This window comes from Rhizobium sp. N731, assembly GCF_001664145.1.
Lineage (GTDB): Bacteria > Pseudomonadota > Alphaproteobacteria > Rhizobiales > Rhizobiaceae > Rhizobium > Rhizobium esperanzae.
In genome coordinates this window covers 19,619-30,948 of sequence record NZ_CP013602.1, presented here as the reverse complement: position 1 = coordinate 30,948, position 11,330 = coordinate 19,619, and the positions used below count along the sequence as shown (strand labels likewise).

Below are 11,330 nucleotides of genomic sequence, written 5' to 3'. Positions count from 1 at the left end.
CGCGATGGAAAAGTTCTTTGCATTCCATCGCCACAGACAAATGACAATCGCATGTGGTGTCGGACGGTTCGACGGATCGGCAAGACAAGCGCGCCGAAGGGAGGGCGGAATGAGCCATCACAGGATTACAGGCGTTTTCAGCGCGGCCGCAACGCCGCTGACCGCAGACAATACGCCGGATCTCGGCCTTTTGACCGATCATTGCCGCCGGCTGCTGGCCGAGGGATGTCATGGCGTGGCCCTGCTCGGCACGACGGGTGAGGCCAATTCCTTTTCCGGAGGCGAGCGGCGCGCCATTCTGGAAGCGGCGCTGGAGGCCGGCATTCCTGCCGACAAGCTGCTGCCGGGAACGGGCGTCGTCGCCATTCCGGAGACCGTCGAACTGACCCGGCACGCCCTGTCGCTCGGCGTCACCAAGGTGGTGATGCTGCCGCCCTTCTACTACAAGGGCGTCTCAGACGACGGCCTCTTTGCCGCCTATTCGCAGGTGCTGGAGAAAGTCGCCGACACGCGGCTACAGGTCATCCTCTATCATATTCCGCAGGTCTCGGGTGTGCCGCTCTCCATTCCGCTGATCGGCCGACTGATTGCCGCCTTCCCGGAAACCGTCGTCGGCATCAAGGAATCTGCTGGAGATTTCAATAACATGCAGGCCATTATCGCCGCCTATCCCGGTTTTTCCGTCCTGGCCGGCGCCGATCCCCTGCTGCTGCCGCTCTTGAAAGCCGGCGGCGCGGGCTGCATCACGGCCACCTCCAATCTCGTGGCCAGTTCGCTGCGCACGGTCTACGACCATGTCCATGACGAGAGGCGCGCCGGCGAAATCGAGGCGGCGCAGGCGCGCATCAACGCCTACCGCACACTATCCAACTCGTACGTCCAAATCCCGACCATCAAGGCGATGGTCGGGCTGAAGACAGGCAATCCCGCCTGGAAGCGCACCCGCGCACCGTTGATGCCGCTCGGCGAAGCTGATTATGCCGCACTCGCCGAGAGCTACGCCAAGCTGCCCTGAGGAGACCCCCGCCATGCGCTCTACCGGCCTGCCCCCCGAAGCCGTTCCAGCCCTGATGACCGGGGCCATCACCCCTCACCCCGCTGTCGAGGGTCGCGCGGCCGCCTATCTGCCCTCGCCGTGCATCCAGAACCATGCAGCCAATCTCGCCTTTCTGCCCGACGGCACGCTGAGCTGCGTCTGGTTCGGCGGCACGATGGAGGGCATGGGCGACATTTCGATTTACATGTCGCGGCTGGCGCCGGGCGCCGACCGCTGGTCGGAACCGGAAAAGATGAGCGACGATCCGGAAAAATCCGAGCAGAACCCTTTGATTTTCAATGCTCCTGACCGAAAGACATGGCTGCTTTTTACCTCGCAGACCTCGGGCAATCAGGATGGTTCCGTTGTCAAATGCCGGATCTCCGATGACGGTGGCCGGACGTTCGGCACGGTCCGTATCCTCTGCGACAGCGCCGGCACCTTCGTTCGCCAGCCGATCGTCGTGAACGACAGAGGCGAATGGCTGCTGCCGATCTTCCGCTGTGTCGGCCTCGACGGCCGGCGCTGGAGCGGCGACGCCGATACGGCAGCGGTACTGATCTCGCGCGATGGTGGCGCGAGCTGGCAGATGAACGACGTTCCCGACAGCATCGGCGCCGTGCACATGAACATCCTCCCGCTCGGCGGCGACGAGATGATCGCCTTCTACCGCAACCGTTTCGCCGAGACCGTTCTTTCCAGCCGGTCGAACGACGGCGGCAGGACGTGGAGCGCTCCCGAGCCCACGGACCTGCCGAACAACAATTCCTCGATCCAGGCCACGGTCCTGGATGATGGAGCGATTGCAATGGTTTACAATCATTCGAATGCAGCCATGTCGGATGCGCGGCGCCAGTCTCTCTATGACGAAATCGGAGGCGACGGGGCTGGAGAAACGGCCGCCGTCGTTGCCGTTATCGGCCGCAAGGCGGTCTGGGGTGTGCCGCGTGCGCCACTGAGCCTTGCGATATCGCGGGATGGCGGCGAGAGCTTTCCGCATCGCATGGATCTCGATACCGGCGACGGCTTCTGCCTCAGTAACAATTCCAAGGATTCGCTGAACCGCGAATTCTCCTATCCGTCGATCGTCCAAGGCGGCGACGGTACACTCCATATCGCCTACACATACTATCGGCGGGCCATCAAATATGTGCGCCTCGCCCCGCAATCCTTGCCGTAAGCGAAGCGGCGACCGACCAATTGTAAATCTGCGTCCGAAGAAGGAGAAGGACGCGGGTTTCAATGGCTTCGGCCGGCCGAACGTCTTGAGCTTGATAACAAGTTCGGCTGGCTCCTCGAACATACGACAGGCAGGTTCGGCCTGCGTGGGCTATTGGAGTTCAGCGAGGGAGATCCGATAACTCCCAGATTTGTCTAATGTTTATATGTATTCTCTCCGCGTGAGAGCTTCAACCTTCCGATATCAGGCGACAAAATTTTCAGCTCTCGGGAATGCCGACTTGACATTGACATTACAACTTTACATTAAAGAAGACGACACTGTTGCCGCAAGATCCGCAGGGAGGACTGGTTCATGGCCAGCTTGGGTTCGCCAATCACGATAGTTCGGCCGCATTTGATCGAGTTCGGCATCGGCACAGCGGGAAAGCTCGGCGGATGGGCTGCCGAAAAAAGCTACAGGCGCACGCTTGTGATCTCGGATGCGTTCAACGCTTCGCGCATCGATGTGCTGGCACTGAAGGGCGAGGTCACGGTGTTTTCCGAGGTGACACCTGAGCCGGATACGGCCAATCTCGACAACGTATTGGCAGTGGCCAACGCGGCCGATGCCGAGTTGATCGTCGGCTTCGGCGGCGGCAGCGCCATGGATCTGGCAAAGCTCGCCGCCGTTCTTGCCGGCTCGACGCAGACTCTGCACGAGGTCGTCGGTCCGAACAAGGTCAACGGCCCGCGCAAAGTCGGGCTCGCCCAGGTGCCGACGACTTCCGGCACCGGCAGCGAGGCCGGCATCCGCGCGCTCGTCACCGATCCCAAGACGATGGCGAAGCTCGCCGTTGAAAGCTTGCATATGCTGGCCGACATCGCCGTCGTCGATCCGGCGCTGACCTTCAGCGTGCCGGCGCGCACCACCGCCGCAACCGGCGTCGACGCCATGGCCCATTGTGTCGAGGCCTTCACAAACCGCAAAGCCCATCCGATGGTCGACATCTATGCGATCGAGGGAACGCGGCTCGTCGGCAGGTATCTTGCCCGTGCCGTCAAGGACGGCAACGACGCGGAGGCGCGCGCCGGTCTCGCGCTCGCCTCGCTTTACGGCGGCTTCTGTCTCGGCCCGGTCAATACCGCCGGCGGCCATGCTCTCGCCTACCCTCTGGGCACGCGCTGGCACGTGGCGCACGGTGCCGCGAATGCTCTGATCTTCCCGCATGTTCTCGCCTTCAACGCGCCGGCAGCCGCGGAGAAGACGAAAGCGGTAATGGCGGCGCTCGGCTACGAAACCGCGGAAAATTTCGCCTCCGTCTTCGATGCGGCTTACGCTTTCTGCGCCGAACTCGGCATCGAAATGAAGCTCTCCGGTCTGGGCGTGCCGGAAAGCGATCTTGACGCGATGGCCGACGACGCCTTTGCCATTCGCCGACTGCTCGACAACAATCCGCGCGATCTCACCCGCGCCGACATTCGCTCAATTTACGCGGCCGCCTTTTAAAGCATGGTGCCGAAAAGTGTGGGCAGTTTTCGGACGACATCATGCTTCGGACCTAAGCAACGGTTTCAGAAGGAACTCGATTGATGGACAGGAATGCGAAAGTCGCCGTGACACTCGGTGATCCCGCCGGCGTCGGCCCCGAAGTGATCGTCAAGGCCTTGGCGGCGCTTCCAAGCGAAGAGCGTCGCGATTTCGTCATCGTGGGCAATGTGGAAGCGCTAGAGCGGGCCGATCGCGTTACCGGCTCGGGCCTGAAATTCGGACCCGCCGAGGTCGCCGGCGGCGACAGGATCGCGGTAGACGAGGTCTCGCTCGGCGCCGCCCTGCCCGAAATCGGCAAGATCAGCCCGGTCGCCGGCGATGCATCGGTGCGCTACATCACCCGCGCCGTCGATCTCGCCATGTCCGGACAAGCCGATGTCATCGTCACCGCCCCGATCAACAAGGAAGCGATGAACCTTGCCGGCCATCACCATGACGGCCATACCGGGCTTCTCGCACACCTCACAGGCTCGAAGAGCTCCTTCATGCTGCTTGCTTCCGAGCGGCTGAACACCATCCATGTCTCGACCCATATCTCGCTGAAGGGCGCGATCGAACGCGCCAAGACCGAGCGGGTGCTCGCCACCATCGAAGCCGGCCACAGGCATTTCCTGCGCCTCGGCAAGAAGGCGCGCATTGCGGTCGCCGGCCTCAATCCGCATTGCGGCGAAAATGGCCTGTTCGGCACCGAGGACATGGAATTCCTGGTGCCGGCCGTCGAGCAGGCGCAGGCCAGGGGTATAGACGTTGTTGGCCCGATCTCCGCCGATACGGTCTTCGCCCGGGCCTATAACGGCGCCTTTGATCTGGTCATTGCCCAGTATCACGATCAGGGCCATATCCCGATCAAGCTCGTCGCCTTCGAGACGGCCGTCAACGTCTCGCTCGGCCTGCCGATCGACCGCGTCTCGGTCGATCACGGCACCGCCTTCGACATCGCCGGCACCGGCAAGGCCAATCACGTCAATATGCTCTCGGCGATCGCCTATGCGCGGCTGATGGCCCGCTCGCCGCGGCAGAGGACGTAATTACAAGATCCTGAGCTGCGCAGATGCAGGACAGCGTCGTCATGCTCTGCCTTTGGTGCCAGCAGATTGCCGCAGGCGTGCGATAGCGCTATCTTGCAGAAAGGCACGAACAGCAAAGGAGGTTGCCTATGTCATCGCGGGACGCCTGATCCAGCACTATCAAGACTTCTGCCTTTCCAAAGGCATCGATTTCACACGCACTGAATCCGTACGGCCGCACGACGATACAACGCTCTTCTGCAGCGCTGGAATGCAGCGGTACAAATCTCTCTTCTCCGATCCTTCCTATCGTGGAACCGTCGCAAACAGCCAGGCTTGCCTGCGCATGGGCGACCTCGATGAGATCGGCGACGGGACTCATCTTCTCCACTTCACCATGCTCGGCCTTTTCTCCTTCAGAGAAATGACAGTCGGCGATGCCATCGACTTCTGGCTTGCGTTTCTGGGAACGCTGGGCTTCACGCCGGATCACGTAACGATCCATCCGGACTGCCTTCTCGAATGGACGCCGCTCTATGGCGGGCGCGTGCCCGTCGTTCCAGATCGGGAATGCATTTGGAGCGATGGCAGCATCACCGGATACTGCACCGAGTTCTACAAGGATGGCGTCGAGATTGGAAACATCGTCAATCCGCTCGGAAGCTGCATAGACGTCGGCTTCGGCGCGGAGCGTCTCAACATGATCGTCAACGGCACGCCGCAAAGCGATGCGCTTGAGACATTGCGCGAAACGGTCATGACGATCGTGGAGAGCGGTTATCGGCCGGGCAACAAGGAGCAGGGATATGTTCTGCGCAAATTGCTCCGCCGCATCCATAAAATGGGCGGCGCGCTCGACCATCCCTTTTTCAAGGACGAGGTCGAGCGCCAGAAGCGGCTTCGCGCTAAATATCTGCGCCTGCGTGACCGCTATTCCGCCATGAGTGCGGATTGGTGGTTTGACACCCATGGCATTGATCTCGCCGACGTTCAGGAGACCATGGGCGAATAACAAGGATAGGGCCGCCTGACAGGCGATGACAGGCGGCCTTGCCATACGCCGAACGCCCTCTGGGCACATGCCTGCGTCAGACAGTCCAAACCCGATCCGGCGCTATCCCGCCGCTGTGTCCGAAATCATGCGCGACACGGCGTTCTTCCAACCGATGATCTTGGCCTGCCGCTCGCCCTCCTCCATCGAGGGATTGAAGCGGCGGTCGCAGGCCCAGGCCCGCGCGAACTCCCGCCTGCCCGGCCAGATACCGGCTTTCGAGCCGGCGAGCCAGGCGGCGCCCAGCGCCGTCGTCTCGCGGATCGCCGAGCGGTCGACGGGATTTCCCGTGATGTCGGCCAGGCACTGCATCGTCCAATCCGAAGCCGCCATGCCGCCATCGACGCGCAATACCGTTTCCAACTGGTTAGCGCCCCAGTCCTTCTTCATCGCCACCAGCAGGTCGAGCGTCTGATAGGCGACGGACTCGAGCACGGCGCGGGCAAATTCCGCCGGGCCGCTGTTGCGCGTCAGGCCGAAGATCGCGCCGCGCGCGCCCGGATCCCAATAGGGCGCGCCGAGGCCGGTGAAGGCCGGAACGATGTAGACCTGCTGGCCAGGGTCCGCCTTGGTCGCAAGAACCCCCGCCTCGGAAGCCTGGCTGATGATGCCGAGGCCGTCGCGCAGCCATTGTACGGCGGCGCCCGCAATGAAGATGGAGCCTTCCAACGCATAGGTCGTCTCGCCGTCGAGCCGGCAGGCAATGGTCGTCAGCATGCGGTTGGAGGAGGAAACACGGTCCAAGCCGGTGTTCAGCAGAGCGAAGCAGCCGGTGCCATAGGTGGATTTCATCATGCCGGGGTCAAAGCAGGCATTGCCTACGGCCGCCGCCTGCTGGTCGCCGGCGACACCGAGGATCGGAAGCGCGGCCCCGAACAGAGCCTCGTCGACTAGGCCGAAATCATCGGCGCATTCCCTGACTTCGGGCAGCATGGCTGAGGGAATGCCGAGAATGCCGAGAAGCTCCTCGTCCCATGCGCCGTCATCGATATTGTAGAGCAGCGTTCGCGACGCGTTGGTCGCATCGGTGGCGTGCACGCGACCATCAGTAAGCTTGTAGATCAGCCAGCTGTCGATCGTGCCGAAGCAAACCTCGCCCGCCTCGGCCTTCTCGCGCAGGCCATCGACATTGTCGAGCAGCCAGCGCAGCTTCGTTCCCGAGAAATAGGGGTCGAGCAGCAGGCCGGTCTTGGCGCTGAACAGCTTCTCATATCCGTCGGCCTTCAGACTCTCGCACATTTCGGCCGTGCGCCTGTCCTGCCAGACGATCGCGCGGTGAAGCGGCCTGCCGGATTTGCGATCCCAGACGACCGCCGTCTCACGTTGATTGGTGATGCCGATCGCCGCGATCACGGCGGCGTCGATGCCGGCATCGGCGATCGCCTTGCGCACTGTATTAAGGACGGACTGCCAGATTTCGGCGGCGTCATGCTCCACCCATCCGGGCTGCGGATAATATTGGGTGATCTCCGCCTGCGCCGAGCCGGCCATTTTCATGTCGCCATCGAAGATGATGGCGCGTGAAGACGTCGTGCCCTGGTCGATCGAAAGAATATAGCCGCTCATATCCGTCTCCGGCTCGCACGAAACCGCTCAGCCCGCCGCTCAGCGGCAGGACGCCGGGTTTGATGAGAGAAAGATTGTGGGGTGCCACCGGCTTGCTGCCGGCGGCAGGAAATGATGGCCGGAGGCCCCGTCGCCTCCGGCCGGGTCCGCCTTACTTCTTCTGCCAGCTCTTGACGAGTTCGTCGTAGTTGACGGTAAGCGGCTTTTCCTTCTCGTTCTCGATCTTCAGCTGCGGTGCCAGGTTGCCCTTCTTCACCGCATCCGCGTTCCAATAAGCGAGATCATGCTCTTCGGCCAGTTTCGGGCCGATATCGCCCTGGACCTTGGCGCGTTCGAGGCGCTGCATCACCTTTTCCTGCTCGGAGCAAAGCGAGTCCATCGCTTCCTGCGCCGTCTTGGCGCCGGAAGAGGCATCACCGATTGCCTGCCACCACAGCTGCGCGAGCTTCGGATAGTCAGGAACGTTCGTACCGGTCGGCGACCACTGAAGGCGGGCCGGCGAACGGTAGAATTCGACCAGGCCGCCGAGCTTCGGCGCGCGATCGGTGAAGGACTTATGGTCGAGCGTCGACTGGCGGATGAAGGTGAGGCCCATGTGGCTCTTCTTCACGTCGACAGTCTTGGAAGTGACGAACTGGGCATAGAGCCAGGCCGCCTTGGCGCGATCGACAGGCGTGGACTTCATCAGCGTCCAGGAGCCGGCATCCTGATAGCCGAGCTTCATGCCGTCCTTCCAGTAGACGCCATGCGGGCTCGGGGCAAAACGCCATTTCGGTGTGCCGTCCGCATTGACGACCGGCAGGCCTTCCTTGACGAAGTCGGCCGTGAAGGCCGTGTAGGTGAACATCTGCTGGGCGACTTCACCCTGCGAGGGGACCGGTCCGGATTCGGAGAAGGTCATGCCCTGAGCGGCGGCCGGTGCATAGGCCTTCATCCAGTCCAGATACTTCTGGATGGAATAGACCGCTGCCGGGCCGTTTGTGTCGCCGCCGCGCGCGACGCACGAGCCAACCGGACGGGAGTTCTCGTCGACCTTGATACCCCATTCGTCGACCGGCTTGCCGTTCGGAATGCCCTTGTCGCCATTGCCGGCCATCGACAGCCAGGCGTCGGTGAAGCGCCAGCCGAGCGACGGATCCTTCTTGCCGTAGTCCATGTGGCCATAGACCTTCTTGCCGTCGATCTCGCGGCCGGTGAAGAACTCGGCAATATCCTCATAAGCCGACCAGTTGACCGGCACGCCGAGATCGTAGCCGTACTTCGCCTTGAAGTCCGCCTTGTTTTTCTCGTCGTTGAACCAGTCGTAGCGGAACCAGTAGAGGTTCGCGAACTGCTGGTCCGGCAGCTGGTAGAGCTTGCCATCAGGCGCTGTCGTGAACGACTTGCCGATGAAGTCGTCGACGTCGAGGCCCGGATTGGTGACATCCTTGCCTTCGTTGGCCATCCAGTCGGTCAGCGAACGGGCCTGCTGGTAGCGCCAATGGGTGCCGATCAGGTCCGAGTCGTTGATATAGGCGTCGTAGATGTTTTCGCCCGACTGCATCTGCGTCTGCAGCTTTTCGACCACATCGCCTTCGCCGATGAGGTCATGGGTGATCTTGATGCCCGTGATCGCGGTGAAGGCCGGAGCCAGCACCTTCGATTCATATTCATGCGTGGTGATCGTTTCGGAAACGACCTTGATGTCCATGCCGGCGAAAGGCTTCGCGGCATCAACGAACCACTGCATTTCCTTTTCCTGGTCGGCGCGGGTAAGCGTCGAGAGGTCGCCGACTTCCTTGTCGAGGAACGTCTTGGCCTCGTCCATGCCGGCATAGGCCGATGCTGTCATCGCCAGCAGCAAGCCTGCTGTCGTCGTCAATAAGTGCCGTCGCATAATATCCTCCCAAGGGTTTGCGATTGCAGTCACGTCTCAGGCGGCCAGTACCCCCGGCCATCTGTCTTCTCCTTGCCGTCACACGTAGCGGAACACGCCGATGGCGTAGACTACGGAAATGGCAAGAGCCCACCATAGGTTGGGCCCAGCGAGCCCAAGCCATGCAAGATGAATGAACGCTGCGCCAAGCAGCGAAATGAAAAGCCGGTCGCCGCGCGTCGTCTCGAAACGCAGCACGCCCGTGCGCGGCGTGCCGCCCGGCGAAAAATATTCCCAGACGCTCATGGCGATCAGCAGCGCCAGGATCGTCAGGAAGAACAGCGCCGTCGGCAGCGTCCAGGCCATCCAGGAAAAATTCATGGCCGTCTCCTCCTTAGACGCGGCCCAGGGCAAAGCCCTTGGCGATGTAGTTGCGGACGAAATAGATGACCAGCGCGCCGGGGATGATGGTGAGCACGCCGGCTGCCGCCAGAACGCCCCAGTCCATGCCGGCCGCCGAAACCGTGCGCGTCATGATCGCCGAGATCGGCTTTGCCGCCGTCGTCGTCAGCGTCCGGGCCAGCAGCAGTTCGACCCACGAGAACATGAAGCAGAAGAAGGCGGCGACACCGATCCCGCTCGCAATCAGCGGCATGAAGATCTTCACGAAGAAGCGCGGGAAGGAGTAACCATCGATATAGGCGGTTTCGTCGATCTCCTTCGGCACGCCCGACATGAAACCTTCCAGGATCCACACGGCCAGCGGCACATTGAACAGGCAGTGGGCGAGCGCCACGGCGATGTGGGTATCGATCAGGCCGAAGGCCGAATAGAGCTGGAAGAAGGGCAGTGCGAAGACGGCGGGCGGTGCCATCCGGTTGGTGAGCAGCCAGAAGAACAGATGCTTGTCGCCGAGGAAGCGGTAGCGCGAGAAAGCATAGGCCGCCGGCAGCGCCGCAAGCACCGATATGACAGTGTTCATCACCACGTAGATGATGGAATTGATGTAACCGCTATACCAGGACGGATCGGTGAAGATGACGGCGTAGTTCCGGAGCGTCGGGTTTTGCGGCCAAAGCGAGAAGGCGCCGGTGATCTCGGCATTCTCCTTGAAGCTCATGTTGATCAGCCAATAGATCGGCAGGAGCAGAAAGAGGATGTAGAGCGTGGTGACCACCCAGGAGAAATTTCCGGCGGGCTTGTATTTCATTGTCGAACCCATGGATCTCTCCTTTCTCAGGCGTTGGCGTCGCTGCTGGTCATGACCGTGTAGAAGATCCATGACAACAACAGGATGATCAGGAAGTAGATGATCGACATCGCCGCGGCGGGGCCGAGATCGAATTGGCCAACGGCCATCTTCACGAGATCGATCGACAGGAAGGTCGTCGAGTTGCCTGGGCCGCCGCCGGTGACGACGAAGGGCTCGGTGTAAATCATGAAACTGTCCATGAAGCGCAGGAGCACGGCGATCAGCAGCACCCGCTTCATCTTCGGAAGCTGGATGTAGCGGAAGACGGACCAGCGCGAGGCGCCGTCGATCTTGGCGGCCTGATAATAGGCATCGGGGATCGAGACGAGGCCGGCATAGCAGAGCAGCACGACGAGGCTCGTCCAGTGCCAGACATCCATGATGATAACGGTGACCCAGGCATCGACCGGATCGCGGACGTAGTTGTAGTCGAGGCCGATCGCTTCGAGCGTGTGGCCGAGCAGGCCGATATCGACGCGTCCGAAGACCTGCCAGATGGTGCCGACGACATTCCACGGGATGAGCAGCGGCAGCGCCATCAGAACGAGGCAGACGGGAACGCCGATGCCCTTCTTCGGCATGTTGAGCGCGATGAAGATGCCAAGCGGAATTTCCAGCGCCAGGATGATGAAGGAGAAGAGCAGGTTGCGCTCGAGCGCTTCCCAGAAGCGGTCGGAATGCAGGGTCTGGACGAACCAGTCGGTGCCGGCCCAGAAGAACTCGTTGTTGCCGAACGTGTCCTGGACCGAATAGTTGACGACGGTCATCAGCGGGATGGCGGCCGAAAAAGCGACGAGCAGCAGCACCGGCAGGACCAGAAACCAGGCTTTATTGTTCCACGTCTTTTGCATGG

The 11,330-nt window shown here is 61.6% G+C and carries 10 protein-coding genes; 5 read left to right on the top strand and 5 right to left on the bottom strand.

The window, feature by feature from the left end; all coding sequences use genetic code 11:
• The first annotated feature begins 109 nt into the window (after nucleotides 1-109).
• From AMK02_RS21105 to AMK02_RS21085, 5 genes are all read left to right on the top strand, one after another.
• On the top strand, nucleotides 110-1,015 hold the full coding sequence (locus AMK02_RS21105; protein ID WP_064806480.1) for a dihydrodipicolinate synthase family protein: 906 nt from the start codon (nucleotides 110-112) through the stop codon (nucleotides 1,013-1,015).
• A gap of 13 nt (nucleotides 1,016-1,028) precedes the next feature.
• On the top strand, nucleotides 1,029-2,216 hold the full coding sequence (locus AMK02_RS21100) for a sialidase family protein (protein ID WP_064806478.1): 1,188 nt from the start codon (nucleotides 1,029-1,031) through the stop codon (nucleotides 2,214-2,216).
• A gap of 354 nt (nucleotides 2,217-2,570) precedes the next feature.
• Nucleotides 2,571-3,704, top strand: coding sequence for an iron-containing alcohol dehydrogenase (locus AMK02_RS21095; RefSeq protein ID WP_064806476.1), 1,134 nt, complete (start codon nucleotides 2,571-2,573; stop codon nucleotides 3,702-3,704).
• A gap of 83 nt (nucleotides 3,705-3,787) precedes the next feature.
• Nucleotides 3,788-4,774: a 4-hydroxythreonine-4-phosphate dehydrogenase PdxA gene (gene pdxA / locus AMK02_RS21090; RefSeq protein ID WP_064806474.1), complete on the top strand. Its 987-nt coding sequence runs from the start codon at nucleotides 3,788-3,790 to the stop codon at nucleotides 4,772-4,774.
• A gap of 145 nt (nucleotides 4,775-4,919) precedes the next feature.
• Entirely contained in the window at nucleotides 4,920-5,765 is an 846-nt protein-coding gene (locus AMK02_RS21085; RefSeq protein WP_189637029.1) for an alanine--tRNA ligase-related protein, read from the top strand.
• 102 nt (nucleotides 5,766-5,867) lie between these two features.
• On the opposite strand, the gene glpK is transcribed toward AMK02_RS21085, so the two are convergent.
• The 5 genes from glpK to AMK02_RS21060 form a co-directional block, all read right to left on the bottom strand.
• Nucleotides 5,868-7,370: a glycerol kinase GlpK gene (gene glpK / locus AMK02_RS21080; protein WP_064806470.1), complete on the bottom strand. Its 1,503-nt coding sequence runs from the start codon at nucleotides 7,368-7,370 to the stop codon at nucleotides 5,868-5,870.
• A gap of 151 nt (nucleotides 7,371-7,521) precedes the next feature.
• Nucleotides 7,522-9,246, bottom strand: coding sequence for an ABC transporter substrate-binding protein (locus tag AMK02_RS21075; RefSeq protein ID WP_064806469.1), 1,725 nt, complete (start codon nucleotides 9,244-9,246; stop codon nucleotides 7,522-7,524).
• 78 nt (nucleotides 9,247-9,324) lie between these two features.
• Entirely contained in the window at nucleotides 9,325-9,606 is a 282-nt protein-coding gene (locus AMK02_RS21070; protein WP_064806467.1) for a DUF2160 domain-containing protein, read from the bottom strand.
• Between the two features lie 13 nt (nucleotides 9,607-9,619).
• Entirely contained in the window at nucleotides 9,620-10,447 is an 828-nt protein-coding gene (locus AMK02_RS21065) for a carbohydrate ABC transporter permease (protein WP_064806465.1), read from the bottom strand.
• A 14-nt stretch (nucleotides 10,448-10,461) separates the two neighbouring features.
• The gene (locus AMK02_RS21060) at nucleotides 10,462-11,328 is read right to left on the bottom strand and encodes a carbohydrate ABC transporter permease (RefSeq protein WP_064806463.1); all 867 of its coding nucleotides are present in this window, start codon (nucleotides 11,326-11,328) and stop codon (nucleotides 10,462-10,464) included.
• Nucleotides 11,329-11,330: the final 2 nt, after the last annotated feature.